This window comes from Demequina salsinemoris (genome assembly GCF_000974805.1).
In the GTDB taxonomy this organism is placed as follows: Bacteria; Actinomycetota; Actinomycetes; order Actinomycetales; family Demequinaceae; genus Demequina; species Demequina salsinemoris.
The window spans coordinates 223630-249654 of sequence record NZ_BBQZ01000005.1; the positions used below are offsets into that span (position 1 = coordinate 223630).

Annotated in this window: 21 protein-coding genes; 15 read left to right on the plus strand and 6 right to left on the minus strand. The window is 68.3% G+C overall.

The window, feature by feature from the left end; all coding sequences use genetic code 11:
• Positions 1–87 precede the first annotated feature (87 nt).
• Positions 88–1080, plus strand: coding sequence for an enoyl-CoA hydratase/isomerase family protein (locus AOP78_RS11100; protein WP_062204453.1), 993 nt, complete (start codon positions 88–90; stop codon positions 1078–1080).
• A 163-nt stretch (positions 1081–1243) separates the two neighbouring features.
• On the opposite strand, the gene AOP78_RS11105 is transcribed toward AOP78_RS11100, so the two are convergent.
• Positions 1244–2122 carry a LysR family transcriptional regulator gene (locus AOP78_RS11105; protein WP_062204456.1) on the minus strand — a complete coding sequence of 293 codons (879 nt, stop codon included), beginning with the start codon at positions 2120–2122 and terminating at the stop codon, positions 1244–1246.
• Between the two features lie 89 nt (positions 2123–2211).
• Between AOP78_RS11105 and buk the strand changes: the two genes are divergently transcribed.
• The 13 genes from buk (at position 2212) to AOP78_RS11170 (ending at position 18682) form a co-directional block, all read left to right on the plus strand.
• On the plus strand, positions 2212–3336 hold the full coding sequence (buk, locus tag AOP78_RS11110) for a butyrate kinase (protein WP_062204459.1): 1125 nt from the start codon (positions 2212–2214) through the stop codon (positions 3334–3336).
• Positions 3337–3370: 34 nt separating this feature from the next.
• The gene (locus tag AOP78_RS11115) at positions 3371–4231 is read left to right on the plus strand and encodes a beta-keto acid cleavage family enzyme (protein WP_062204462.1); all 861 of its coding nucleotides are present in this window, start codon (positions 3371–3373) and stop codon (positions 4229–4231) included.
• Positions 4228–5211 (plus strand): phosphotriesterase family protein, encoded by a 984-nt coding sequence (locus tag AOP78_RS11120; RefSeq protein WP_062204466.1) that lies wholly within the window; start codon positions 4228–4230, stop codon positions 5209–5211. The genes AOP78_RS11115 and AOP78_RS11120 overlap by 4 nt, the downstream gene beginning before the upstream one ends.
• Positions 5211–6131: a phosphate acyltransferase gene (locus tag AOP78_RS11125; RefSeq protein ID WP_062204469.1), complete on the plus strand. Its 921-nt coding sequence runs from the start codon at positions 5211–5213 to the stop codon at positions 6129–6131. The genes AOP78_RS11120 and AOP78_RS11125 overlap by 1 nt, the downstream gene beginning before the upstream one ends.
• Positions 6132–6133: 2 nt before the next feature.
• Positions 6134–7324 (plus strand): acetyl-CoA C-acetyltransferase, encoded by a 1191-nt coding sequence (locus AOP78_RS11130; RefSeq protein ID WP_062204472.1) that lies wholly within the window; start codon positions 6134–6136, stop codon positions 7322–7324.
• A gap of 32 nt (positions 7325–7356) precedes the next feature.
• A complete protein-coding gene (locus AOP78_RS11135) occupies positions 7357–8019 on the plus strand; it encodes a CoA transferase subunit A (RefSeq protein ID WP_062204475.1) in 663 nt (220 codons plus the stop codon).
• 5 nt (positions 8020–8024) lie between these two features.
• A complete protein-coding gene (locus AOP78_RS11140) occupies positions 8025–8684 on the plus strand; it encodes a 3-oxoacid CoA-transferase subunit B (protein WP_169748456.1) in 660 nt (219 codons plus the stop codon).
• A 317-nt stretch (positions 8685–9001) separates the two neighbouring features.
• The gene (locus AOP78_RS11145; protein WP_160297629.1) at positions 9002–10321 is read left to right on the plus strand and encodes an MFS transporter; all 1320 of its coding nucleotides are present in this window, start codon (positions 9002–9004) and stop codon (positions 10319–10321) included.
• A gap of 82 nt (positions 10322–10403) precedes the next feature.
• On the plus strand, positions 10404–11555 hold the full coding sequence (locus AOP78_RS11150) for a thiolase family protein (protein ID WP_062204482.1): 1152 nt from the start codon (positions 10404–10406) through the stop codon (positions 11553–11555).
• Between the two features lie 9 nt (positions 11556–11564).
• The gene (locus AOP78_RS11155) at positions 11565–13703 is read left to right on the plus strand and encodes an oxidoreductase (protein ID WP_062204486.1); all 2139 of its coding nucleotides are present in this window, start codon (positions 11565–11567) and stop codon (positions 13701–13703) included.
• A 10-nt stretch (positions 13704–13713) separates the two neighbouring features.
• Positions 13714–14475 carry an SDR family NAD(P)-dependent oxidoreductase gene (locus AOP78_RS11160; protein ID WP_062204490.1) on the plus strand — a complete coding sequence of 254 codons (762 nt, stop codon included), beginning with the start codon at positions 13714–13716 and terminating at the stop codon, positions 14473–14475.
• Positions 14476–14678: 203 nt separating this feature from the next.
• Positions 14679–17717: an FAD-dependent oxidoreductase gene (locus AOP78_RS11165; protein WP_062204492.1), complete on the plus strand. Its 3039-nt coding sequence runs from the start codon at positions 14679–14681 to the stop codon at positions 17715–17717.
• 44 nt (positions 17718–17761) lie between these two features.
• Positions 17762–18682 (plus strand): FAD:protein FMN transferase, encoded by a 921-nt coding sequence (locus tag AOP78_RS11170; protein WP_062204494.1) that lies wholly within the window; start codon positions 17762–17764, stop codon positions 18680–18682.
• Between the two features lie 72 nt (positions 18683–18754).
• Here AOP78_RS11170 and AOP78_RS11175 read toward each other — a convergent pair whose 3' ends face one another.
• The 5 genes from AOP78_RS11175 to AOP78_RS11195 form a co-directional block, all read right to left on the minus strand.
• Positions 18755–21448 carry a DEAD/DEAH box helicase gene (locus AOP78_RS11175; RefSeq protein ID WP_083980073.1) on the minus strand — a complete coding sequence of 898 codons (2694 nt, stop codon included), beginning with the start codon at positions 21446–21448 and terminating at the stop codon, positions 18755–18757.
• A gap of 86 nt (positions 21449–21534) precedes the next feature.
• Positions 21535–22023: a nitroreductase/quinone reductase family protein gene (locus AOP78_RS11180; protein ID WP_062204497.1), complete on the minus strand. Its 489-nt coding sequence runs from the start codon at positions 22021–22023 to the stop codon at positions 21535–21537.
• Positions 22024–22025: 2 nt separating this feature from the next.
• Positions 22026–22913: a hypothetical protein gene (locus AOP78_RS11185; RefSeq protein WP_062204729.1), complete on the minus strand. Its 888-nt coding sequence runs from the start codon at positions 22911–22913 to the stop codon at positions 22026–22028.
• Between the two features lie 45 nt (positions 22914–22958).
• Positions 22959–23873, minus strand: a complete 915-nt coding sequence (locus tag AOP78_RS11190) for an NADP-dependent oxidoreductase (protein WP_062204499.1) — start codon at positions 23871–23873, stop codon at positions 22959–22961.
• 60 nt (positions 23874–23933) lie between these two features.
• Complete coding sequence (locus AOP78_RS11195; protein ID WP_062204502.1) at positions 23934–24584, minus strand: TetR/AcrR family transcriptional regulator; 651 nt, start codon at positions 24582–24584, stop codon at positions 23934–23936.
• Positions 24585–24745: 161 nt separating this feature from the next.
• On the opposite strand from AOP78_RS11195, the gene AOP78_RS11200 reads away from it, so the two are divergent.
• A complete protein-coding gene (locus tag AOP78_RS11200) occupies positions 24746–26023 on the plus strand; it encodes an MFS transporter (protein ID WP_062204506.1) in 1278 nt (425 codons plus the stop codon).
• Positions 26024–26025: the final 2 nt, after the last annotated feature.

Consider the following 26025-nt stretch of genomic DNA (forward strand, 5'->3'; position numbering starts at 1 on the left):
TGCAGGCGAAGTTCCGTGCCATCGCTGTCACGGACGAACGCCTCCAACCAGAGACTGACCCTTAGCCAACGACGGAAAGGAAATCTCATGATTCGTGGCAACTACGAGTCGGACGCAGGCAAGCACCAGGAGCTGCCCCACGAGGAGCTCGGCACGTTCTCGCACGTGCCGTTCGAGGAGTACAAGGAGAAGTGCAAGGACTTCCTCAGCATGAAGAGGGAGAACGGCATCCTCGAGGCCCGCCTTCACACGAATGGCGACTCGCTCATGTGGAACGCGCAGGCGCACCGCGGACTGCACTACTTCTTCGACTGGGCAGGCCGCGACCCCGAGAACGAGGTCATCATCCTCGGCGGCTCCGGTAAGGACCTGTTCAAGGGCATCGGTCGTCCGATGGAGGACGGCTCCGTGGGCTACGCGCACGAGTTCGACTCGGCGCCCGACAACGCGTGGCGCCTGTACGACTACCAGTACTACGACGGCACGAACGACATCGAGGGCCAGGTCTTCGACATCGAGGTCCCGACCATCGGCGTGTGGAACGGTGCCGCCTTCCACACTGACCTGGTGCTGTTCTCCGACATCACGCTGGCCACCGAGGACGCCTGGACCACGGAGATGCACTTCCGCGTCAACATGGTTCCCGGCGATGGCATCCAGATCGCCTGGCGCGAGCTCATGGGTCGCAAGCGCTTCGCGTACGCCGAGCTCACCGGTGAGGTCATCACCGCCCGCAAGGCGCTCGAGTACGGCATGGTCAACGAGATCTGCGACGACACCGAGGCCGCCTACGCCCGTGCCCAGGAGATCGCCGAGCTGATCATGCGCGCCGGCACCCGCCAGACCCGCCGCCTCACGGTGCAGCAGCTGCGCAAGCCGTGGAAGGAGGACATCGCCAACGAGGTCCGCAACGCCTTCGCCACGGAGATGTGGAACACCGCCACCGAGCACTCGCCGCACGAGGTGAGCTTCTGGGAGTGGGCGCACGAGGAGGCCGAGCTGGTCAAGGCCGCGGAGAAGGAGGGCAAGGTCATCCGTCCTCGCATCGACGGAGGCCAGGCAGAGACCCCCATCAAGTAGGAGGACGCGTCCGGGGCGTTGATGGCGACGCCCCGGACGCACCCTCCGGGACGGCGGCCATGCCGTCCTCGGAAAGGCCTCCGGCGTCAGCGATGCCGGACGACCGCGAGCGTGCTGCGACAACGGAGTTGCACGACGAGGCCCGATTGCGACCCGCTCGCTGTCACTGCCCGATGAGGGCCAGGAAGTTCAGCAGCGTCTGCTGCTGGTTCTCACGCCGATAGATGGCCACCAGATCGAACTGGGTGTCCAGATCGGTGATCTCACACAGTTTGAAGCGCGATTTCTCGAAGGAGGTGCGGAAGATGCGTTCAGGCAGGAGTGTCACTCCCATCCCCAGGTCCACCCGGAGCACCGCGGTCGGCGTGTTCGCGACCGGCTCGATGCTGCCCTGCACGCCCGGCGTGTTCCGTGCCGCGAGCTTCAGCCTGCGCAGGAACGGGGGGTCGACGTGACTGGGCATGATCAGATGCTGGTCGAGCAGCTCCGCGACGGTCACCTCGCCCTCGAGCGCGCACGGGTAGTCCTCACGCATGGCCGCGACGAAGCGATCGCTGCCGACCTTGACCTGCGCGATCTGGTCGTTGTCCGGCACCTCGAAGTCGAGGGTGAACGCGAGGTCGTAGATCCCGTGCAGGATGCTCTCGGAGAGCTCCTGGAACGGGATGTCGTCGACCCGCATCTTCACGCCAGGGTAGAGCGCGGCGTAGCGCTCGGCCAGGTCGGTGAAGGCCGTGCCGAAGTTGGTGACGGTCGCGATGCCGAGCTGTCCCGTGTGGCCCGACTTGGCGCCGTCGATCAGCCGGTACACGAGGTCGTGGTGGCGCAGCAGCAGGTCGCAGTTCTCGTAGAGGACGTTGCCCGCCTCGGTGAGGTGAACGTTGCGGGTGTCGCGGATGAACAGCTGGACGCCGAGCTCCTTCTCGAGGCTCGCGATCTGACGGCTCAGCGCCGACTGCCCGATGTAGAAGTGCTCGGCCGCCTTGCTGAAGTTTCGATACATCGCGACGAACTGAAAGTACTTCAGCGACTGCAGATCCACCCGTGCTCCTTCGCCCGGTCCGATTCACCCAACAGAACCAACACTCTATGTCACCCCGACCAGCCCGAGACCCACGGAGGTCCCACGTCATGAGCCGGATCCTGACCATCAACTGCGGTTCCACCTCGACCAAGGTCGCGTTCTTCGAGGACGACCGGGAGCTCGCCCGCATCTCCCTGGACGTCCCGCTCGACGCCTTGGCGACGATGCCCAAGGTGCTCGACCAGACGGACTACCGGACCACTCAGGTACGCGAGTTCCTGCACGCCAACGAGCTCGACGCGACCACGGCCGACATCGTCGTGGCGCGTGCGGGGACCATCCACCACGTCCCCCACGACGGCGCGTTCGCGGTTAACGAGCTGATGGTCGCGACCCTCAAGTACGCGCCTGCCGCACAGCACGCCTCCGCGCTGTCCGCGCTCATCGGCGTCGAGCTCGTGGAGGGCACGGACATCCCCGTGATCATCTACGACCCCACGTGCGTGGACTCGGTCGATGAGATCGCGAAGGTCACGGGCGTGCCGGAGATCGAGAACAAGCCCGTCTACCACCTGCTCAACCCCAAGGCCGCGGGTCGCAAGTACGCCGAGTCGATCGGCAAGGACTACACCGACCTCAACCTCGTGATCGCCCACCTCGGCGGCGGCATCACGATGGCGTTCCACGACCACGGCCGGGTGGCCGACTGGATCTACGACGACAGCGGCCCCATGTCCCCGCAGCGCGCCGGCGGGATCCCGAACCGCTTCCTGACCGACTTCATCTACCAGTCGGGATGGTCGCACCAGGAGATGCGGATGTACCTGGCGGGGAAGTCCGGCATCGCGGCGCACCTCGGCACCCAGGACGTGCGTGAGGTCGAGATGGAGATCATCGCGGGCGACGAGCACGCGGAGCTGATCTACCGCGCGATGGCCTACGGCGTCGCGAAGGGCATCGGCCAGCTCGCCACCGTACGGGCCGGCGATGTCGACCAGATCATCCTCACCGGGGGCATCGCCCACAGCGAGCTGTTCACGGGCTGGGTGCGCGAGCTGGTCGAGTGGATCGCCCCCGTCACGATCATCCCCGGCGAGCACGAGGCGGAGGCGCTCGCCGCCGGCGGGCTCCGCGTCCTGCGCGGCGAGGAGCCAGTCCACGACTACGACGTGCTCCCCGCCGGCTACGGCTCTGTCGAAGAGATCATCGCCCGCCCCAGCTTCATGGCTTGAGAAGCAGACAACGAAGTCAACGAAAGGAAGAATCATGGAACTCAGCAACAAGGTCGTGCTGACCGCGGCGCTCACCGGAGCCGTCACCCCCAAGTCGATCAACGAGAACATCCCGCTGACGCCGGAGGAGATCTCCGAGGACGCCTACCGGGTGTGGCAGGCGGGCGCGTCCGTCGTGCACTTCCACATGCGCGACGATGAGGGCCTCGGGACGATGGACAAGGAGAAGTTCAAGCAGACCCTCGACCTGCTCAAGACGAACCACCCCGACTGCGACGTGGTCATCAACTGCACCACCGCGGGCGACCACCGCGCCACCGATGACGACCGCATGGCTCACCTCCCGTACGTGATGCCCGAGATCGCGTCGTACGACGCCGGCTCCATGAACTGGACTCCGGACGGCGTGTTCGAGAACAGCCCCCAGTTCCTCGAGCGGCTCGGGCTGAAGATGCAGGAGCTGAACATCAAGCCCGAGTTCGAGATCTTCGACGCGGGCATGGTCGGCAACGTCCTCTACTACGCCTCGAAGGACATCGTCGCGAAGCCGCTGCACTTCCAGTTCGTCCTCGGCGTCGGCGGCGGCATGCCCGCCACCGTCGAGAGCCTGTGCTACCTCAAGAGCCTCATCCCCGCGGACGCCACCTGGTCGGCCTTCGGCATCGGCCGCGCCCACCAGAAGATCATGTTCGCCGCGCTCGCGCTCGGCGGTCACATCCGCGTGGGCCTCGAGGACAACGTCTACTACGCGCGCGGAGTCAAGGCCACGAACGTGTCGCTCGTCGAGCGTGCAGCCCGCGTGATCAAGGAGTTCGGCAAGGAGGTCGCGACCCCCGACGAGGCCCGCCAGATCCTGTCCCTCCCCGCGCGGAACCGGGAGCTTCAGGACGCATGACAACCGTCAACACCGTCCTCGGTCCGGTCGAGGCGGCAAGCCTCGGCCGGACCCTGTTCCACGAGCATCTGGTCTTCGGCTACGCCGGGCACGAGGGCGACAGGAGCATGTGGGACTACGACGAGGACGCGATCGTCGCCAAGGGCGTCGCTTCGCTGCGCTCCATCAAGGAGCAGGGCTTCAGCACGATCTTCGAGGCGACGCCGAACGACTCGGGGCGCGACCCGCTGCTCATGAAGCGCATCGCCGAGGAGACCGGCTTCAACGTGATCTGCGCGACCGGCTACTACAAGGAGCACCACGGCGGGTCCGCGTACTTCGATATGCGGCGCATCTTCACCGACACCGTGGCCGAGATGGCGGACCTGTTCATCAAGGAGCTCACCGAGGGGATCCGCGACACCGGGGTCAAGGCCGGCGTCATGAAGGTCGCGACAGGGCACAGCGGCATCACCGACTACGAGCACGCGGTCATCAGCGCCGCGGCGCGCGCGCAGCAGGCCACCGGCGCGCCGATCATCACCCACACCGAGGACGGCACCGCAGCGCCGGAGCAGGCGCGCGCGCTGATCGACGCGGGGGCCGACCCGTCCAAGGTCGTGGTGGGTCACATGTGCGGCAACGCCAAGAACCTCGACTACCAGCTCGCCGTGCTCGAGACGGGCGTCGGGATCGGCTTCGATCGCACCGGTGGCAACAGGCTGTTCAACGACATCACGGACGACGACCGCATCGACATGGCCGTCACCCTCGCCGAGCGCGGCTACCTGAACCGGATCTTCTGGTCGCAGGACAGCATCGCGAATTGGCTCGGCAGGAGCTGGGACGGCTTCTATGCGCTGCCCGGAGCGAAGGACTGGAAGATCACGCGCATCGGCGACTACATCGTGCCTGGTCTCCTGGGCCGTGGCCTGACCGAGGCGGACATCGACCAGCTGCTCGTGAACAACATCCGCAGCCTCTGGGAGGGGGACATCTGATGTATGCGACGTATGAAGAGCTGGCGGCCGCGTTCCCGCTGCAGGGGCGCCCCCAGCGGTGCGCGGTGGCCGGCGCGGCCGACGAGCATGCGCTGGACGCTGTGATGCGCGCGGCGCGCGAGGGCTACCTCACGCCCGTCCTCATCGGCCCGCGTTCCGAGGTCGAAACGGTGATCGGGGGCCTCGAGATCGTCGAGCCGTACGTGCTGCACGACTGCCCGGAGGGTCAGAACCCGGCCGAGATCGCCGTACGACTGGTGCGCGACGGCGAGGCCGACTTCATCCTCAAGGGCCACATGCAGACCTCCGACCTGCTCCGCCCGATCCTCAACAAGCAGACGGGGCTCAACGATCGTGGCTTCGTCACGCACTTCGGGCTCATGGAGATCCACGGCTATCACAAGCTGCTCGCGATGAGCGATGCGGCGGTGATCCCGCACCCGTCGCTCGCCGACAAGGCGAAGATCATCGAGGTGTGCACGGAGGCCCTGCGGGCCCTCGGGATCGAGCGTCCCGTCGTCGCCGCGCTGTGCGCGTCGGAGACCGTCAGCCCGAAGATCCCCGAGAGCCTCGACGCGGAGGAGCTCTCCGCGATGGGCGCTCGCGGACGCTTCGGCGACTCGATCGTCGTCGGTCCGATCTCGTTCGACCTGGCCACGAGCCGTGAGGCGGCGGAGATCAAGGGGTACGACTCGCCCTATGCGGGGGACGTCGACATGCTCCTGGTGCCCGAGATGGTCACGGGCAACGTGATGAGCAAGATCTGGAACTCCGACGACCGCAACACCCTCGCGGGCTGCCTGCTGGGAGCGAGGGTGCCGATCGCCCTGACGTCCCGCAGCGCCTCGATGAAGGAGAAGCTCACCTCGCTGCTGCTGTGCAGCCTGCTGAGCTCGGTCACCACCAGGACAGGAGCATAGGAATGAGTGAACAGCGCGACAACGACGTCGTGATCGTGGCGGCCGCGCGCACGCCGAACGGCAGGCTCAAGGGAGGCCTCGCCTCGGTGAGCGCCGTCGAGCTGGGAGCGACGGCCATCCGAGCCGCGCTCGAACGCGGAGACGTACCCGCCGACTCGGTCGACCACGTGATCATGGGCCACGTCCTTCAGGCCGGGCTCGGGCAGTGCACCGCACGCCAGGCGGCAGTCGCCGCAGGAATCGGCTGGGACGTGCCCGCGGTGAACGTGAGCAAGGTATGCCTGTCGGGCCTCACCGCCATCATCGAGGGCGCTCGGCGGATCGCGCTGGGGGAGTCCTCCGTGGTGGTCGCAGGGGGCATGGAGTCGATGACGAACGCGCCCCACCTGCTCATGGGCTCGCGATTCGGCTACGGCTACGGCGACACCAAGATCGTGGACTCGATGGCGAACGACGGGCTGTCCGACGCGTGGTCCCACGAGGCGATGGGGCTCGATACCGAGACCAGGACCGCGGAGTACCCCGCGAGCCGCGATGAGCAGGACGCGGTGGCCGCGAGGTCGCACCGGCTCGCCGCGGCGGCGTGGGAGGAGGGCCGTTTCGACGCCGAGGTGGTGCCGGTGACGGTCAAGCAGCGCAAGGGGGACATCGTCGTGGACCGCGACGAGGGCATCCGGCCCGAGTCGACCGTCGAGACGCTCGGCCGGCTCCGTCCCGCCTTCACTCCCGAGGGCACCATCACCGCGGGCAACGCGTCGTCGATCAACGACGGCGGCGCCGCGGTGGTGCTGACCAGTCGCGCCCGCGCCGCGAGCGAGGGCTGGCCCGTGCTCGCGACCGTGCGGTCGTGGGCGCAGGTGGCGGGTCCGTCGCCCGCGCTGGCTCCCCAGCCGGGAAACGCGATCCTCGCCGCCCTGGACAAGGAGGGGTGGACCGCGGACGACCTGGACCTGCTGGAGATCAACGAGGCCTTCGCCGCGGTCGCCGTGCACGCGGTGCGACAGCTCGGGGTCCCCATGGACAAGGTCAACGTCCATGGCGGAGCCATCGCCATGGGCCACCCGATCGGTCAGTCAGGGGCGCGCCTGATCGTCCACCTCGCGCATGAGCTGAACCGTCGCGGTTCGGGCCGTGCCGCTGCCGCGCTGTGCGGAGGCACGGGGCAGGGCGACGCGCTGCTGCTCGAGGCCTGAGTCGAGCTCGATCCAACAAAGGAGATGGACCGATGGCAAGAGACAAGATGATCGCCCTCGCGGAGGCCGTGGCCAAGGTCGAGGACGGCATGACCGTCATGATCGGCGGCTTCATGGGGTGCGGCAACGCGCACGTGCTCATCGACGGGCTGATCGAGGCGGGTACGAAGGACCTGACGCTGATCTGCAACGACGGCGCGCTCCCCGGATACGGCGTGGGCAAGCTCGTCGAGCAGCACCGGCTGCGCAAGCTGATCGCGTCCCACGTGGGGCTCAACCCCGAGGTCGGCCGGCAGATGAACGCCGGCGAGCTCGAGGTCGAGCTGGTGCCACAGGGCACCTTCGCGGAGAGGATCCGGTCCGGGGGCACGGGCCTCGGCGGTGTGCTCACCCCGACCGGGATCGGCACGATCGTCGCCGAGGGCAAGCCGGTCGTCGAGGTCGACGGCAAGGCGTTCCTCCTCGAGAAGCCGCTGCGTGCCGACATCGCGCTGCTCAGCGGGTACAAGGTCGACCCGTTCGGGAACATCTGGTACCGCGGCGACACGCGCACCTTCCAGCCGGTGATGGCGATGGCCGCCGACACCGTCATCGTCGAGGCGGACCAGCTCATCCCGCTCGGGGCGATCCCCCCGGAGGACGTCGTCACCTCGGGGATCCTCGTCGACCACATCGTCAAGGGAGGCGACTGGTGAGCACCATGCAGATGGACAAGGTACAGATCCGCGAGCTGATCGCGGGCAGGGTCGCGCGCGAGCTGAACGACGGCGACGTCGTGAATCTCGGCATCGGGCTTCCGACCATGATCCCGAGCTTCCTGCCCGACGGGGTCGAGGTGATCCTCGAGGCGGAGAACGGCATCGTCGGTGCGGGCCCTGCCACCGACACGTTCTCGGCGCGCTACGTCGTCGACGCGGGCGGGAAGCAGGCCTCGGCAATCCCAGGGGGCGCCTTCATCGACTCGGCGACGTCTTTCGGGCTCATCCGGGGCGGCCACATCGACGCGACCGTCCTGGGCGCGCTCGAGGTCGATGCGAAGGGGAACCTCGCGAACTGGATCATCCCGGGGAAGATGCTTCCGGGGATGGGCGGCGCGATGGACCTCGTCGTCGGGGCCAAGCGTGTCATCGTCGCGATGGAGCACACCCAGAAGGGGCGCCCCAAGATCCTTGAGGCCTGCACCCTGCCGCTGACCGCTGTCGAGTGCGTCGATCTCATCGTCACCGAGATGGGAGTCATCGAGGTGACACCCGATGGACTCGTCCTCAAGGAGATCAATCCGGCCTTCACCGTGGACGAGGTGCGCGAGGCCACAGGCGCCGAGCTCACGATCGCCGAACCGCTTCCCTCGATGCTGTGAGTTGGCTGGGAATCGCTTCTATGCATGATCGACATTGGCCCATGCAGGACCCAAGCCCGTAATTTTCTAGCCAGATGGCGGCGAGGATGCCGACATCTCAGGCCGGCGCATGCCGACCCGCAAGCTACGAGGAAGTGGATTGCAGACCGATGGACCACAGCCGGACCGGGAGCCCTACAGGGCGTGGTGCGGCTGGAGGGGGCCTACCAGGCCGATGAATGAACCCCGCTGGATGGCACGGCGGGTCGCACAGGGGAGAAAGCAGTACCGCGCTGCGTGACAAATGCGGATCCAAAGAACAACTAAAGGAAGCCACAATGACACACAGTGCAAAGACGCCAGTGGTCGCAGAGGGAACGTACAGTCCCTTCCGCTGGTTCATCCTCGCCACGCTCGTCGTGGTCGTGGCCGCGCAGGCGGTCGCCATGATCAGCCCGGCACCGCTGATCGGCGAGATCATGGCGACGAACCCGGACCTCAGCGCCGGACAGGTGACCTTCATGACGATGGGCACGTGGAACCTGTTCGTGGCCCTCGCGGCCATCGGATCGGGTCCCTTGCTCGACAAGCTCGGATTCCAGAAGCTCTACCTCTTCGGCCTGGTCCTGATCATGGTCGGCATGCTGTTGGTCCCGACGCTCGGCGACACCTACACGGGCATGAGCATCGCCCGCGCCATTCAGGCGATCGGCGGTGGCCCCATCATGGCTGCCGGCGTCTACGTCGCGGCGACCTGCTTCCCGAGCAAGGAGCGCAGCATCGCGACCGGAGCCATGGGCTTCGCGATGTCGGTCGGCGTCGCCGGCGGTCTGTCGCTCGCCCCCGCGTTCCTCGCGTCGACCGGCGACTGGCAGCAGGCGCTGTTCAACATGTGGTTCCTGCCCGCGATCGGCATCGTCATGACCCTGATCGTCATGTTCGGCCCGAAGGTGGCGCCGGCGCTGCCCGCGAACCACGACTTCGAAGCCGCATCCATCAGCAACGCCGCGATCTTCAAGAAGGCGCTGCTCACCCCGATCACCTGGGTGGCCATCGGCTGCGTGGTCCTCGCCTCGTGGTTCAACCAGGCGTTCAACGACATGACGCCCGGCTACGTCGCTCTCGATCCGCCCGTCGGCCTCGGCCTGGGCGCCGAAGGATCGAACATGCTCGCCCTTGCGCAGTTCGGTCAGATGGCCGGCGCCGTCGTCATCGGCTTCGTCGTCGAGCGCGTGTTCCGTGGCAAGGTGCGCGGACCGATCGCGATCGGCTTCGGGTTCCTCACCGCGGGCTCGCTCGCGCTGCTGATCCCGGGCGTCACCGGCAACTCGGTGGCGTTCACCTCGAGCCTGCTGATCACGCTGTTCTTCTTCGCGTGGATCAACCCGGCGGCACTGGGCTACATCGCCAAGCACTACCCGGCCGGCGTCACCGGCAAGCTTGGCGGCCTTGCGCAGGGCCTCGGAGTCTTCGGTGGTCTGCTCGGTGTCTCGGCGGGCTCGTACGCGCTGCACGTGACCGGCTTCTACACCGTGTCCACGTACATCATGGCCGGCGTCTGTGCCCTCGGTCTGGTGCTCTCGTTGGCGCTCAAGCCGGTCAAGGGCAACATCCTCGCCGGCGACGACAAGTACGCGGGCGAGAAGGCCGCCGCCTGACCCCATCACTGTCGACTGGCCGGCGGAATTCCGGGCCGCCGGCCAGTCGTCCTACCAGCTATTCAAGGAAGAAGAGATTCAAATGCGTGACTGCGTGATCGTCGGCTACGGCCGCTCGGCCATCGGCAAGGCGGTGAAGGGAAGCCTCGCGGGTGTGAACCCCGTGGACTTCGGAGCCGAGGTCCTCTCGGGCGTGCTCGCCCGCGTGCCGGGTCTCAATCCCGCCGAGATCGACGACGTGATCGTCGGCTGCGCGATCCCCGAGGCGCTGATGGGGCTCAACCCGGCGCGCAACATCGTGCTGCGCGCGGGCCTCCCGCACGCGGTCCCCGGCCAGACCCTCAACCGCTTCTGCTCCTCCGGGTTGCAGGCGATCGCCGAGGCGACGGCCCAGATCCGCTCCGGCATGGCGGACGTCATCGTCGCTGGAGGGGTCGAGCACATGAGTTCGCCGGTGCTCAGCGACACGCCCGAGTACCTGAACCCGTGGCTTATCGAGAACACCGACGCCTACATGCCGATGGGGATCACAGGAGAGAACGTGGCCGCGCGCTACGGCCAGACCCGGACCCAGCTCGACGAGCTCGCCGTGCAGAGCAACGCCCGTGCGGCGGCGGCCCGTGAGGCGGGACTGTTCGAGTCCCAGATCGTGCCCGTCACCGGGCGTGACAAGGAGGGCAACGAGATCGTCTTCCAGGCCGACGAGGGCATCCGCCCCGGCACCAACCTGGACTCGCTCGCAGGGCTGCGGCCCGCGTTCGGCGAGGACGGCGTGCTGACCGCCGCGACGAGCTCGCAGCGCAGCGACGGCGCCGCTTTCGTGGTGCTGATGACAGCGGAGCGCGCCTCCGAGCTGGGGATCACGCCGATCGCCCGACTCACGGGCTTCGCGGCCGCCGGCATCGACCCTGCCTACATGGGCATGGGCCCGATCGCCGCGGTACCGAAGGTGCTCGCGCAGGTCGGGCTCACCGCCTCCGACCTCGACGTGGTCGAGCTCAACGAGGCGTTCGCCTCGCAAGCGCTCGCGGTCGTGCAGGAGCTCGGCCTCGACTGGGCTCGCGTGAACCCCAATGGTGGCGCGCTCGCCATGGGCCACCCGCTCGGCGCCACCGGCGCGATCCTGACCGCGAAGCTGCTCGCCGAGCTCGAGCGAACCGACCAGACCCGCGGCCTGGTCACGATGTGCGTAGGAGGCGGCATGGGCGCCGCCGGAATCTTCGAGAGGATCTGAGAGGCAACCATGACCGCCACACTGAACCCGATCACCAGCTCGGCGACCAACCCGAAGTACAGCCACCTCGCGCAGCCGATCAAGATCGGCAACGTGACCGTGAAGAACCGCTTCATGAAGAACGGCACGGGATTCTTCTGGGACGACCCCGAGACCGGCAGCTATGTCAACGAGAAGTACCTCGACTACTTCGATGAGCTGGCGAAGGGCGGCGCAGGTCTCATCGCGACGGCCATGGGGCCGCTGACCCGTGACCTCGACGCGAAGATGCCGGGCTACCGCATCACCGATGATCGCTACATCCCCGGCTGGAAGGAGTGGGCCGACACCGTGCACAAGTACGGCGCGGCTGCCTTCGGCCAGCTGTTCCACCTCGGCCCGATGGCGCCGCTCCTGGTGAACGTGCCGCCGACCTCCTCGGCCTCGGCGATCCCGCGCGAGGAGTCGCCTCGCCCCGGCTTCGGCGACTTCCGCGCCCACACCGTGGAGGAGATCGAGGACATCATCCAGATGTTCATCGAGGCGGCCGAGCGCCAGAAGAAGGCGGGACTCGACGGCACGGAGCTCAACGTCGCGTGCAACCACTTCGTCAACAACTTCCTGTCCCGTGCCTGGAACCGTCGCGACGACGAGTGGGGCTCGCAGACCATGGAGAACCGCACCCGCGTCGCGGTGAGGATCATCCGCGGCATCAAGGAGCGCAACGGCGAGGACTGGCCGGTCATCGTGCTGATGAACGCGATCGAGGTGGACCTCAAGGACGGCATCACGATCGATGAGAGCAAGGAGTTCGCGAAGATCTTCGTCGATGCGGGTGCCGATGCGCTCGAGGTCCGCGGCGAGTACTACACGTGGACGCAGGATGTGGAGCGCCGCGAGAGCCTGCACTTCCCGGACATGTACCTGTACCCGCACCGCACGGGCCCGATCGACCCGTACGTGGACGCCTCCCGGAGGGGCAAGGGGGCGAACATCCCCATGGCCGCCGAGATCAAGAAGATCGTCGACGTGCCCGTCATCACCGTCGGCCGCCTGGACTGGGACATCGCGGAGAAGGCGATCGGCGAGGGCAAGTTCGACATCGCGAGCATGAACCGCAGGATGCTCGCCGACCCGGGCCTTCCCAACAAGGTCCTCGCGGGCGATGTCAGGGACATCAACCCGTGCGCGGGGTGCATGACCTGCTTCGACTCGATCGAGCACTTCGGCGCGGTCAAGTGCCGAGTCAACGCCTCGCTCGGACGCGAGCGCGAGTACGCGATCACGCCGGCTCCGGTGAAGAAGAAGGTGCTCGTCATCGGCGGAGGTCCCTCCGGCATGGAGGCCGCCAGGGTCGCCGCGCTTCGCGGGCACGAGGTGGTGCTGTACGACAAGCTCCACAAGCTCGGTGGCTCCCTGCCCGTCGCGGCGCTCGTCAAGGGCCCCCGCGAGGACATCGCCGGGATGATCCACTACCTGGACCGTCAGGTGCACCAAGCGGGCGTCACGGTCCACCTGGGCAAGACGGTGACCAAGGCCATCCTCGACAAGGAGCGGCCCGACGAGATCATCGTCGCCGCGGGTGGCACTCACGAGATCCCGGACATCCCTGGCATCGACGGCCGCAACGTGATGACCGGCCAGGACCTGCACAAGCTCGCGAAGGCGATGCTGCAGTTCGTGCCGATCGAGGCTGCTCGCACGATGCACAACCTGCCCGTGGCCCGCAACGTGATGATCGGCAACCACGTGGTCGTCATGGGCGGACAGCTGCACGGCTGCCAGACAGCGGAGTACCTCCTCAGCCTCGGCAAGAAGGTCACGATCGTCCACCGGGGCTCGAAGGAGGACCTGGGCGAGGGGCTGCTCGAGGTGTTCATGAAGCCCTACCTTCTCTACTGGCTCGAGGAGCAGGGCGTCGAGTTCATCACCGACGCGACGTTCGAGAAGGTCACCAAGGAGGGGCTCCAGATCTCCACTCCCGAGGGTGGGCGCCGCCTCATCGAGGCGGACACGGTCATGACCGCGCTCGCGCTTCAGCCGAACCCTGAGGTCGTGAGGCTGGCCGAGAGCACGGGCGCGACGGTGCATGTCGTCGGCGATGCCGGCACCCCGGCACTGATGGTCGACGCGGTGGCCTCCGGCTCCGCCGTCGGTCACGCGATCTAGGGGGGACGCGATGGGTGCTCTCGAAGGCAAGATCGCGATCGTCACCGGCGCCAACTCGGGGATCGGCAGGGCGACGGCGCTGCTGTTCGCCTCGGAGGGTGCGACCGTCGTCGTCTCAGGACGACGACAGGAGCGGAACGCCGAGGTCGTCGCACAGATCGAGGAGGCCGGGGGCACCGCCCTCGCGGTCACCTCGGACGTGTCCTCGCCCGAGGACTGTCGCGAGCTCGTCGATGCCACCGTGGCCGCGTACGGGCGGATCGACGTGCTCGTCAACAACGCGGGGATCGCGGACAAGCACATGCCGATCGACGACTGCACCGAGGAGTGGTTCGACCACGTGACGAAGGTGGACCAGTACTCGGTCTACTACATGGCCAAGTACGCGCTCGAGCACATGGCCCCGGCCGGCGTCGGCTCGATCGTCAACGTCTCGTCGATCGGTGCAGGCGGCGTGGCAGGGATCTCCTACAGCGGCGCCAAGGCGGCGGTGAACGCGATGACGAAGAACATCGCGATCCGCTATGCGAGGACGGGCGTCCGCTGCAATGCCGTGGCTCCAGGGCCAACCCCCACGCCGCTCAACGCTCCCGAGGTCGCGAGCACGTTCCATGCGGAGTTCGCGGGAATGTGCGCCGAGCACCTCGACCTCACCGTGCCCGAAGCCACCGCCGAGGATCAGGCGCAGGCGATCCTCTGGTTCGCGTCGGACGCGTCGAGGGCGGTGACCGGTCAGATCCTCTATGTGGATCACGGCACCAGCCTGTATTGACCCCGCCTCCGCGGCACGTCTCAAGGGGCATGAGGCGTGCCGCATGTTGCATAAATGTCCCAGGTAGATGGCGTGTCGGCGGCTCCCGAGGCTAGCGTGGAAACGTACTCGGGGAACGCCGAAGGCGTCCTCGGCCGCAGTGTCGCGGCCGGGAACGCGACGGCGTCTCGACCACAATGAAGTGCTCGAACGACAGGACTCCCATGGCTCTCTCACTCAACGATCCGCTTCAGCTCCGCTGTGGCGTCGAACTGCCCAACCGCGTCGTGATGGCGCCGATGACCACGCTCAACGCGGGCCACGACGGCATCTGCAGCGACGAGCTGCCCGACTACTACGGCCTGCGAGCCGGCGGCCCTGGCGCCATCATCGTCGAGTGCGCGCACGTGAAGCCGAACGGCCGGGTGTTCCCCGGCGGGATCGGACTGGACGTCGACGAGCAGATCCCCAGCCTCGCCAAGGTCGCCGCCGCGATCAAGGAGCAGGGTTCGAAGGCGATCCTCCAGATCTTCCACGGCGGCAGGATGTGCTCGCCCGGCCAGATCAACGGCGAGCAGCCGGTCGCGCCGAGCCCCGTCGCCGCACCGCGACCGGAGGCGGTCATCCCTCGCGAGCTCAGCGTCGAGGAGATCGATGAGCTGATCGAGGCATTCGCCGCCACGACCAGACGTGCCGTCGCTGCGGGCTTCGATGGCGTGGAGATCCACGGCGCCAACACCTACCTGGTGCAGCAGTTCTTCTCGCCTCATTCCAACCGTCGAGACGACGAGTGGGGTGGCAGCCGCGAGGCGCGCGCCCGCTTCCCGCTGGCCGTCGTGAATGCTGTCAAGGAGGCCGCGCCCGCCGAGGGCTTCGTCATCGGCTACCGGTTCAGCCCCGAGGAGATCGAGGTGCCCGGCATCCGGTATGACGACACCCTGTACCTTCTGGAGCAGATCGCGGCCGTGGGCGTCGACTACTTCCACTACTCCACGAAGAAGCTGATGCAGACCTCGATCGTCGAGACGTCGGACAAGGAGACGCTCCTTGCGAAGCTCCTGGCGTCCAGGTCCGAGATCCTCGCCGAGGTGCCCGTCGTCGGCGTGGGTGGCGTGATGGAGCTCGAGCAGGTGGAGGACGCGCTCGCTGCTGGTTTCTCGGCGGTGGCCGTCGGCCGAGAGCTGATCGTCGAGCCGCGATGGGTGCAGAAGGTGACGTCGGGTGAGCCGATCGCGACGTTCATCCGCAAGGAGGACTGCATGATGCTCGCGGTCCCGATGTCGCTGTGGAACTTCGTCGAGGCGGACATGGCGGCGGAGGAGCGCCGCGTCAACGCCGCGCGTGCGAAGGACCGGGTGTACATCCCGAACGTCTACATCGAGTCGTTCGACGATCTTCATGGAGTCATCACGGTCAAGGTCACCGTGAACACCGAGGGCATCGAGGACATCCAGATCATCGGAGCCGTCGAGTCGGAGGAGAAGTTCAGCGAGGAGGACGTGTGGAAGGTCCTTCCCGAGCGCATGATCGCGCTCAACTCCACCTCGGTCGACATCATCACGGGTGCCACGATGTCGAGCAAGCGGCTGCTGGCCGCCGTCGACCGGGCCCTCGCGAAGGCCTCGGGCGACTCGGATCCGATGATCATCTCCGAGCACCCCGAGGAGCTGCCGCCGCCGCCGTGGCTGGGTTCTGAGCCGACGGTCCCCGACGACGAGATCGAGACGGTCATCGAGACCGACGTGATCGTCATCGGCGCGGGTGTCGCCGGTGTGGCCGCGACCCGGTCGGCCGCGGAGCAGGGCGCGAAGGTCGTCGTCATCGAGAAGGCGAGCGAGCCGCAGTGCCGCAGCGGCGAGTACGCGGTCATCAACGGCACCCTGCAGGAGAAGTGGGGTCGCGCCACGATGGATCCCGACGAGATCGCGGATCGGCTGATGAAGGAGTGCTCGTACCGCGTCAAGCGGTCGATCATCAGCCGCTGGGCTCACCACTGCGCCGAGGTGTTCGACTGGTGGATCGCGGCCAAGCCGGACCTCTACATCGCCCCCACGAACCGCGCGGACATCCCCGACGAGCACGCGGCGGCGTTCATGGTGCCGCTGTATCACCCGCTCCCGAAGCACTACGACTACAAGGTGGAGAACTTCCCGACCTATCCGACGTCGGTCGAGTTCCTCCCCAACCAGGCCCCGGTGTTCCAGGCGAACATGGCCAAGGCCGTGGCCGAGGGCGACGTCACGCCGTTCTATGGCCACTTCGCTGTCAAGCTGCTCAAGGAGGACGGCCGCATCGTCGGCGTCATCGCGAGGAACGCGAGGACGGGGCGTTACCTCAAGGCCATGGCCAGCAAGGGCGTCGTCCTCGCGAGCGGCGACTACGGCAGCAACTCCGACATGGTGCGCTACTACGCGCCGGAGATCATCGAGAACGGCCTGCCCGCGGTGTGGCTGAACCGCGACGTCGAGGGCAAGCCCACCAACACCGGTGACGGACTCAAGCTCGGCGCCTGGGCGGGGGCCAAGATCCAGCAGAACCACGCGCCGATGGTGCACCACATGGGCGGTCCGTCCGGTACGGGCGGCGTCATGGGCAACACTCCGTGGCTGTTCCTGAACGCTCGTGGCGAGCGCTTCATGAACGAGAGCGTGCCCGGCCAGCAGCTCGAGAACCAGATCGAGATGCAGCCGAGCAAGATCGCGTTCCAGATCTGGGACGAGCGCTGGCCGGAGGAGGTCGAGTACATGCCGGCCAGCCACGGCACGATCTGCTACTACTCCGAGGAGAAGCCGAGGAACAACGACTGGGACCGCAGCTACAGGTCCCGCGCGGACCTCGACAAGGCGGTCGAGACCAACCAGGTGCAGAAGGCCGACACGCTCGAGGAGCTCTACGAGAAGCTCGGGCTGCCGGCCGAGGAGGCGGCGGCCTCCGTCGCGCGCTACAACGAGCTCGCCGCGAAGGGCTACGACGACGACTTCGGCAAGCCCGCGAAGCGCATGTTCGCGCTCGAGAACGCGCCGTACTACGGAGTGCGGATGGGGCTCACCGGCATGCTCGTCTGCGCCGGAGGCCTCGAGAGCGACGAGGAGTCCCGGACGTACGACGGCGCACGCAACGTCATCCCCGGCCTCTACGTCGCGGGCAACATGCAGGGCAACCGCTGGGCGGTCGAGTACCCGATCTGCGTCAAGGGCCTCAGCCACTCGATGGCGATGTTCTACGGTTACGTCGCGGGGAAGAACTGCGTGAACGGAGTCTGAGCATCGACGCGAAGAGCGAGCGCACCGTCGCCACGTTCCCTCTGATGGGGACGCTGGCGACGTTGTGCTTCCCGGGCCCGGCGGATCCGACCGTGACCGAGGCGGTCGCGCGGACCCTGCGCGGCCTCGAGCGTCGTCTCACCGTCAACGGGCCGCCGTCGGCACGCGCCGCCTCGCAGGTCGAGGCGATCAACGCCGCGGCCGGTCGCGCCGCGGTCGAGGTGGACCCGGAGGTGTACGGCCTGGTCCGCACCGCGGTGATCGCGAGCCGCGAGCACCGCGACAGCTTCAACGCGCTGATCGGCCCCGTCGTCAAGGCCTGGGGGATCGGCTTCGACGGCGCGCACGTGCCGGACGACGCCGCGATCGCCGCGCTGCTGTCGCTGACGGACCCCGAGGAAGTCGAGATGGACGATGCTCGGTCCACCGTTCGCCTGGGGCGGCCGGGGATGAGGCTCGACCTGGGCGCGATCGCCAAGGGGTACGCGGCCGACAGGGCGGCCGACGTCTGCCGCGAGCACGGTGTCGAGGGCGGGCTGATCGACCTCGGCGGCAACGTGGTCGCGATGGGGCGGTCCGACGTCGGGGTGCCGTGGCAGGTGGGGATCCAGTCGCCGTTCGACGTCAGGGGAGAGGTGCTCGGCACGGTCTCCGCGCAGGACGAGTCGGTGGTCACCTCGGGGGTCTACGAGCGGGTGCTCGAGGTCGGCGGCAAGCGCTATCACCACATGATCGACCCGCTCACGGGGCGCCCGTTCCAGACGGACCTCGCGAGCGTCACCGTCGTCGCCGCGTCCTCCACGAAGGCGGACCTGTGGGCGACCATCGCGCAGGCGGGCGGCCTCGACGAGGGCTTCCGGCGGGTGTCGGAGGCCTACGGCGTCGAGGCCGTGTTCATCACCCACGACGGCAGCATCGTCGCGACGCCGGGGCTCGAGGCACGCCTCACGCTCCGATCCGCGTAGGCCCGACCTTCCGGGTCGCCCACCGTCGCCCTCGCGCGGTTTCGCGAACAAGCGGGTCACCCGCCGTCGGCGCTACTGCGGCCCGACGTGGAGCAGCTCGATCACCGGCGCGCCGGCCTCGTCTGACGCAGCAAGGTTCACGGCGGCGACGATCGCCCAGTCATGGTCGCCAGCGGGATCGTCGAGCACCTGCCGCACGATCCAGGTGCCCTCGGGAAGCGTGGCGTCCGGCGTTGCAGCCAGGGCCGCACGCGCGTGTCCCGAGCCGTGGTCTCCGCCGGGTTCCACGAAGGTGAGCAGCGCCGCGGCGCGCGCGTTCGGGCCGATGCCGATCGCATCGTCGCCCTGGTCCTCGAACAGCGGGTCGAGCGCGTCGCGCCACGCGTCGGCCTTCCAGCCGGAGCCGCCGTCCAGCGCGCCGAGCGCCGCGTAGTCCTCGCGCGCAGCGAGCTCGACTCGCCGGAACATCGCGTTGCGCACGAGGCGTCGCAGGACACGAGGGTTGCCGGACATCGGCCTCGCCGGGCCGGCGTCCGACCCGAGCGTGGGCACCGAGGCGGGGTCCGCATCGTCCGCGATGACGGCGTCGGGGTTCATGAGGCGCTCCCACTCGTCCAGCAGGGACGAGTCGGTCGAGCGCACGACGCCGCCGAGCCAGTCGGTGATCGCGAGGACCTCGTCGGTCCGATGCTCCTCGGGCACGGTCTGACGCATCGCCCGGTAGGCCTCGGCGAGGTAGCGCAGCACGACGCCCTCGGTGCGCTCGAGCCCGTAGACCGAGATGAGGTCGCCGAACGACATCGCCTTCTCGAGCATGTCCCGCACGATCGACTTCGGTGACAGCTCGGCGTCGAGGATCCACGGGTTGGAACGCTTGAACGTGAGGAACGCGGGCTCGAGAAGATCGGCCAGCGGCGTGGGCCATGTGACGTCCTCGAGCAGCTCCATGCGCTCCTCGTACTCGATGCCCTCGGCTTTCATCGCGGCGACCGCCTCGCCGCGCGCGACGTTCTGCTGCGCGACGAGCAGCTGGCGCGGATCCGAGAGCGTCGCCTCGATCACCGAGACGACGTCGAGCGCATGGTCCGGCGATTCGACGTTGAGCAGGTCCATCGCTGCGAGGGCGAAGGGGGAGAGCGGCTGGTTGAGCGCGAAGCCCTTGGGCACGTCGACGGTGAGCTTCACAGACGGGCGGAAGCCGCGCGGGTGCGACGGGTCCGGGATCCGGACCTTCTCCACGACGCCCGCGATGCGCAGCGAGCGGTAGATGCGCAGCGACTGCCGCACGTGCGCGGACCTCTGAGCCGGGGTCTCGTGCACGGCATCGAGCAGGTGCTTCATCGCGAGCACCGGGTCCTCGGCCTCGCGGTCGAGCCACGGGTTCGCGATCCCGCGCGACAGGATGTTGAGCACCATCGCGTGCGTGACGGAGAACCGGCTCGCGAGGGCCTCGGGCTCGGCGTCGCGCAGACGCTCGAACGTCGCGTCGGTCCAGTTCACCGAGCCGGCCGGGGCGCTCTTGCGCACGATCTTCTTGCGCTTCTTGGGGTCCTCGCCGGCCTTGAGGAGGGCCTTGCGGTTCTCGATGACGTGCTCGGGGGCCATCGCGATGACGTCGCCCTCGGTGTCGAACCCAGCGCGTCCAGCGCGGCCCGCGATCTGGTGGAACTCGCGCGCCGTGAGGTGGCGCATGCGCTCGCCGTCGTACTTCACCAGGGAGGTGAGCAGCACGGTGCGGATCGGGACGTTGATGCCGACGCCGAGGGTGTCGGTGCCGCACACGACCTTGAGCAGTCCCTGCTGGGTGAGGCGCTCGACGATGCGGCGGTACTTGGGCAGCATGCCCGCGTGGTGCACGCCGATACCGGCTCGCAGGAACTTGCTCAGCGTCTTGCCGAAGCCGGTCCCGAAGCGCACGCCGTCGAGCGCGTCGGCGATGCGCGCCTTCTCCTCCTTGGAGGACACCTTCATGCTCAGGAGCGCCTGGGCGCGATCGACCGCGTCCTTCTGGGTGAAGTGGACGATGTAGACGGGCGCCTTGCCCGTCTCCACCACCTTCTCGACGACGTCGGGCAGCGGCTCGACGCTGTACTCGAAGCTCAGCGGCACGGGGCGCTCGGCGCTCGTGACCTCGGCGACGGTGCGGTCGGAGCGTGACTCGAGGTCCTCGACCAGCCAGGCGGTGTCGCCCAGGGTCGCGGACATCAGCACGAACTGGGTGTCGGGCAGCTCGAGCAGCGGCACCTGCCAGGCCCAGCCGCGCTGCGGGTCGGAGTAGAAGTGGAACTCGTCCATGACCACGAGCGACGCATCGGTGGCGTTGCCGTCGCGCAGCGCGAGGTTCGCGAGGATCTCGGCGGTGCAGCAGATGATCGGCGCCTCGGCGTTGACGGCGGAGTCGCCGGTCATGAGCCCGACGTTCTCCGAGCCGAACATGTCGATGAGGTCGAAGAACTTCTCGCTCACGAGCGCCTTGAGGGGCGCCGTGTAGTACGTGCGTCCTCCCACGCCTGCGCGGTGGTCAGCGAGCGCCGCGAAGTGCGCTCCCGCCGCGACAAGCGACTTCCCCGAGCCGGTGGGCGTCGCCAGGATGACGTGCGAGCCGGAGACGATCTCCATGAGCGCCTCGTCCTGATGCGGGTACAGCGGTCGGCCCTGGTCCGCGGCCCACTCGGAGAACGCCTCGTAGAGCGCGTCGGGGTCGGGTTCGACGCCCTTCACGAAGTCAGGCATGCGGGCGATCAGGGGCGCGTCGGTGGAGGTCATCGGTGCCATTGTCCCGTGTCCAGCCGCGCTCGTGCGCGCCGGTAGGTCCTCAGCGCCGAGGACCTGTTGGGGACTGCAGGGCGGGATCACGCGGGGTCGATGCGGAACACCGGGTAGTGCTCGGCGATCGTGGCCAGCTCTTCAAGGGAGGCATCGCGGTCGACGCCGAAGTAGAACTCCGCCTGTTGGGAGGCTGTCTTGGCCCCGCCGAGGGTCTCCCCGAAGCCGATGTAGGCCTTCAGCACCGGCGCGCGCTGGTCGACCGGCAGCTCGACGAGCGTCACCTCGCGTCGGCGACCTCGGCGCATGGTCACCCTGCCTCCGGCAGCCCGGACGTTGCGCACCCACTGCGCCTCGCCCGCGAGGGCGACGAGGTAGCGGTGACCCTCGACAGGGATGGCGAGGATCGGGAGCTTGCGGATCCTGCCCGACTTGCGCCCGCGAATCGCGATCGTGACGGCGCCGCGTGGGGCGAGGCCGACCGAGGTGAGCGCGACCCCGAGCCAGTTGAGCCGGAGGTACCACGCGGCGGGGCGGCGGTAGCGGGTGCGGGCCGAGTATGACTGGGGGTCCATGTTCAGCGTTCCGTGACGTCGCGGAGCGAGCGGATCGCGTCCAGCAGTCGCGAGCGCAGCACGTCGCCGCGCGCGGCGAACTCGCGCTGCCGCTCCACGTACGCGCGCTTGCCCTCGGGCGTCTCGATCGCGATCGGGTCGAGCCCGTACGACGACACGTCGTACGGCGACGCCTGCATGTCCACCTGCCGCACGTCGAGCGCGAGCTCGAACGCATCCAGGGTCAGGGACGATGCGATGGCCGGGGCGAGCTTGAACGCCCACTTGTACAGATCCATGTTCCCGTGCAGGCACCCGGGCTGCTCCATCGCTGGCGTCGTCTCACGCGTGGGCTGAAGCTCGTTGAGCGGCTGTGCCTCGGGCGTGAAGAAGCGGAACGCGTCGAAGTGCGAGCACCGGATCGGGTGGTTCTCGACCACCTCGTCGGTCGCGGCCGCGCCGAGCCGAAGCGGCAGGGGGTGACGGCGGTCGTCCTCGTCCATCCGGTAGACCATCGCCCACTCGTGCAGCCCGAAGCACCCGAACGACGCGGTGCGTGACGCGGTCCGCGTGAGCAGCCCCTCGATCCACCCGACCGTCGTCCCTCGATCGCGCAGGAAGGAGTCGACGTCGACCGACGTCGAACCAGCATCGTCCCTGTAGAAGCGCCAGCCCGCGTGCTCCGGAGCGTCCTCCAGGACGATGCCGGGGCCGGGGTGCCAGCGTCGCAGCTGGGCGGGCTTGGCCGGGTAGTACTCGTAGAGGAAGTCCTCGATCGCGTGGCGCTGCCCGCGGGAGGCGCGCTGGCGCCGTCCCGCGGTGAGCGCATCCGCGCGAGCGGCGTGCGCGGCCGCGAGCGGCTCCCACTCGGCGCGCGTGAGCACGTGCGCGGCCACGGGAGAGACGGTCATGCCGACCATTGTCGCAAGTCTCGTGAGTCGCGCGAGGCGGCCGACCTACGGCGTGACCACGATCTTCCCGGGGGCGTGAGACGACTCGAGCACTGTGAACGCGTCGACCACCTGCTCCAGCGGGAACGTGGCCGCGACGGGCAGGACGACGCGGCCGGCCGCCACCTCGTCGGCGAGCCGAGCGAGGTTCTCGGCGGTGCGGGCGGCGCGTTCGACGTTCTGCGCGCCGATCTCGGCGAGCGCCGCGTAGGCCGCGATCGCGACCATGCGGTCGGTGCTCACCCCGAGCGTCACGCCCGCGTCGAGCGCGTCGCGCCCGTGGCAGTCCATCACCGCGGTGACGTCGCCGATCGCGGCGGCACGATCCGCGAGCCCGGGGCCGTACTCGACGGCCTCGATGCCGAGCGAGCGCACGAAGTCCAGGTTGCGCGCGGAGGCGGTGCCGATGACCGTGGCCCCGGCCTCCTTCGCGAGCTGCGACGCGATGATTCCCACGCCTCCCGAGGCGCCGCCGACCAGCACCGTGTCTCCCGGCCCGACCGGGACGGTCGCAAGGCACGAGACGGCCGTGAGGCCTGCGACGTTCAGTCCGCCCGCGACCTCGATGGGCAGCGCCTCGGGGCGCTTTGCCAGGGACGATGCTCGGGCGACGGCGCGCTCGGCCACCGCGCCCGCTCCGGACCCGAGGACCTCGTCCCCGACTGCGACAGGCGTGCCGTCCCAGTACTCGGCGCCAGCGCCCACGGCCTCGACCGTGCCTGCGAGGTCGGAGCCGATCCGACGAGGGAACGGGGCCTCGCTCGGGATGAACCCCCGACGCACCTTGCCGTCGTAGGGGTTGATCCCCGCGGCGTGCACGCGAACCAGGACCTCGCCGGGGCCGGGCGCGGGATCCGGAGCCTCGGCAAGGTGCAGGACCTCGGGCGTCCCGGTCTGGTCGTACATGGCCGCAAGGCTCATCGTGATCTCTCCTTCGTCTGCTGGGGGCCGCTCATGCGGCGACCTTCCTGGCCTATCACGTCACCGGGCCTCGAGCCGCGCGATCCTCTCCTCATCGAGGTGGTCAGGCGCGATGATCGCGCGCCCGAAGCCGGCGAGCGCTTGAGCGACGAGCCGCGGCAGGTCGATCGCGTGCCTCGAGAGCGCCCATTGGAGCTGCATGCCGTCGCCGATCGACTGCATCGTCCGGGACGCCGTCAACGGGTCGACCCCGGGGCGGAGCTGGCCGGCGTCGGCGCACGCCGCGAAGCGAGTGGCGTTCTCCCGTGCGACGCGCTCGTACGCCTCGGACATCCATGCGTGCGCGGGGGCGGTCGGGTCGATCGCGTCCGCGCTCACGCGCACGGCGAGGTCGACGAGTCCTGGCCGGGCCTGCATCTGAGCGAGGGTGTCGACCGCGCGCTCGAGGAGCGCGTGGATCTCGGGCTCATCCTCGGTTGCGGTCCAGTCGAGCTCGATGTCGGCGAGGCGCCGCTGCGCGACCTCGGACAGGAGGTGGCGGCGGGTGGGGAAGTAATGCTGCAGGTTGCTGAGGCTCACGTCGGCGGCGTCAGCGATCTCGGCCAGTGTCACGCTGTCGTAGCCGACCTCGGCGAACGCGGTTGAGGCGGCGGCGACGATGGCGGCCCGGCGCTCCTGTCCCACCTTGTAGGGACCTCGTCGCCGCGTCATGTCTCCTGATGCTAGCGGGGGAGCGGTGCGCTACCGGGGTTCGCTCGCAACTTTCCCCAACTGAAAACTTGTAAAACATTGTTTTAGTGCTACTGTCATCGCATCGACTTGAAACGATCCAAGTCGACCTGACTCAACAATGTGGTTGAAAGGAATGCACCATGGCTGCAACGTCGGAGCCGTCGCAATGGCGACACAGCATCGTCCCCGGACTCATGTCGTACCTCGACGCGGGCTCGATCATCACCATGAGCATCGCGCTCGTCCTGCTCCAAGAGTCTCTGGGCATCAGCGCCTGGGGCTTCGGCTTCCTCACGGGCCTGCTCACCGCCGCGTTCGCGGTCGGAGCGTTCGTCGGGGGCCGCATCTCTGACCTGTGGGGCCGCAAGCGGGTGTTCCTGGTCAACCTCGCGATGTACATCGTCGGTGCGGGCATCGTGATCGTGGCGTCGACCGCCGCCTGGCTGTACCCGGGCATCGGACTCATGGGAGTTGCGATGGGCATCGGCGTGCCGACCTCCCTCGCGCTCATCGCCGAGTCCGCGGCGGAGGGCACCAAGGGCAAGATGGTGGGCCTGTCGTCCGCGCTGTGGCTCGTGGGAATCATGGGCACGCTCGGCCTGGCCACCGGCGTCGCGCAGTTCGGCCCGCTGGGTGCCCGCATCCTCATGGGCCACATGGTCCTGATCGCGGCGATCGCTCTCGTGCTCGGATTCGGCCTGCACGAATCGCAGGAGTGGAAGGACGCGCGCGCCGCCGGCGGCTCCGTCGAGTCCACGAAGATCCCGCTGAGCACGCTGTTCACCAAGCGCCTGCTCGGCCCGCTCGTCGCGCTCACCGCCTTCTTCACCCTCGTCAACCTGCCCGCGAACACCCTCGGCCAGTACATGACCTACCTCTACGTCAACGTCGCCGGGGTCGACGCATCGAAGGCCTCCCTGCTCGGCCTGCTGGGACTGCCGGTCGGGCTGGTCGGCGCCGTCATCTTCATGCGCTTCGCCGACAAGAGCCTGCGCAAGCCGCTGTTCGTGGGCGGCGCGATCCTCCAGGTGGTCGCCTTCGGGCTGCCGGCCGCGTTCGGAGTGACCCAGTGGACGGTGTTCCTCATGGCGGCGATCGCGGGCTTCGGCGGCGCGTTCGCCGGCGAGGGCATCTACAAGGTCTGGAGCCAGGAGCTCTTCCCGACCATGTACCGCGCCACCGCGCAGGGCTTCACCTACGGCGTGACGCGCGGCATCACCGCGGGCTTCGCGGTCATCACTCCGGCGCTCATCGCCTACGACCCGGCGGTGCTGCTGTGGATCCTCACGGCCATGGTGGCCGTCGCCGGCGTGGTCGGCGGGATCGCGGTCCAGCGCATGGGCGCCGAGCGCGGCGCGGACCCGTGGCTCGTCGTCGCCGACGACGCCGAGCCTCAGCTCGAAGGGAGCAACGCGTGAGC

Bases quoted from the DNA above. Each gene is read 5' to 3' on its own strand.
- AOP78_RS11100 (WP_062204453.1), top strand. From the start codon at position 88: ATGATTCGTGGCAACTACGAGTCGGACGCAGGCAAGCACCAGGAGCTG.
- buk (WP_062204459.1), top strand. From the start codon at position 2,212: ATGAGCCGGATCCTGACCATCAACTGCGGTTCCACCTCGACCAAGGTC.
- AOP78_RS11115 (WP_062204462.1), top strand. From the start codon at position 3,371: ATGGAACTCAGCAACAAGGTCGTGCTGACCGCGGCGCTCACCGGAGCC.
- AOP78_RS11120 (WP_062204466.1), top strand. From the start codon at position 4,228: ATGACAACCGTCAACACCGTCCTCGGTCCGGTCGAGGCGGCAAGCCTC.
- AOP78_RS11125 (WP_062204469.1), top strand. From the start codon at position 5,211: ATGTATGCGACGTATGAAGAGCTGGCGGCCGCGTTCCCGCTGCAGGGG.
- AOP78_RS11130 (WP_062204472.1), top strand. From the start codon at position 6,134: ATGAGTGAACAGCGCGACAACGACGTCGTGATCGTGGCGGCCGCGCGC.
- AOP78_RS11135 (WP_062204475.1), top strand. From the start codon at position 7,357: ATGGCAAGAGACAAGATGATCGCCCTCGCGGAGGCCGTGGCCAAGGTC.
- AOP78_RS11140 (WP_169748456.1), top strand. From the start codon at position 8,025: ATGCAGATGGACAAGGTACAGATCCGCGAGCTGATCGCGGGCAGGGTC.
- AOP78_RS11145 (WP_160297629.1), top strand. From the start codon at position 9,002: ATGACACACAGTGCAAAGACGCCAGTGGTCGCAGAGGGAACGTACAGT.
- AOP78_RS11150 (WP_062204482.1), top strand. From the start codon at position 10,404: ATGCGTGACTGCGTGATCGTCGGCTACGGCCGCTCGGCCATCGGCAAG.
- AOP78_RS11155 (WP_062204486.1), top strand. From the start codon at position 11,565: ATGACCGCCACACTGAACCCGATCACCAGCTCGGCGACCAACCCGAAG.
- AOP78_RS11160 (WP_062204490.1), top strand. From the start codon at position 13,714: ATGGGTGCTCTCGAAGGCAAGATCGCGATCGTCACCGGCGCCAACTCG.
- AOP78_RS11165 (WP_062204492.1), top strand. From the start codon at position 14,679: ATGGCTCTCTCACTCAACGATCCGCTTCAGCTCCGCTGTGGCGTCGAA.
- AOP78_RS11170 (WP_062204494.1), top strand. From the start codon at position 17,762: ATGGGGACGCTGGCGACGTTGTGCTTCCCGGGCCCGGCGGATCCGACC.
- AOP78_RS11175 (WP_083980073.1), bottom strand. From the start codon at position 21,448: ATGACCTCCACCGACGCGCCCCTGATCGCCCGCATGCCTGACTTCGTG.
- AOP78_RS11180 (WP_062204497.1), bottom strand. From the start codon at position 22,023: ATGGACCCCCAGTCATACTCGGCCCGCACCCGCTACCGCCGCCCCGCC.
- AOP78_RS11185 (WP_062204729.1), bottom strand. From the start codon at position 22,913: ATGACCGTCTCTCCCGTGGCCGCGCACGTGCTCACGCGCGCCGAGTGG.
- AOP78_RS11190 (WP_062204499.1), bottom strand. From the start codon at position 23,873: ATGAGCCTTGCGGCCATGTACGACCAGACCGGGACGCCCGAGGTCCTG.
- AOP78_RS11195 (WP_062204502.1), bottom strand. From the start codon at position 24,584: ATGACGCGGCGACGAGGTCCCTACAAGGTGGGACAGGAGCGCCGGGCC.
- AOP78_RS11200 (WP_062204506.1), top strand. From the start codon at position 24,746: ATGGCTGCAACGTCGGAGCCGTCGCAATGGCGACACAGCATCGTCCCC.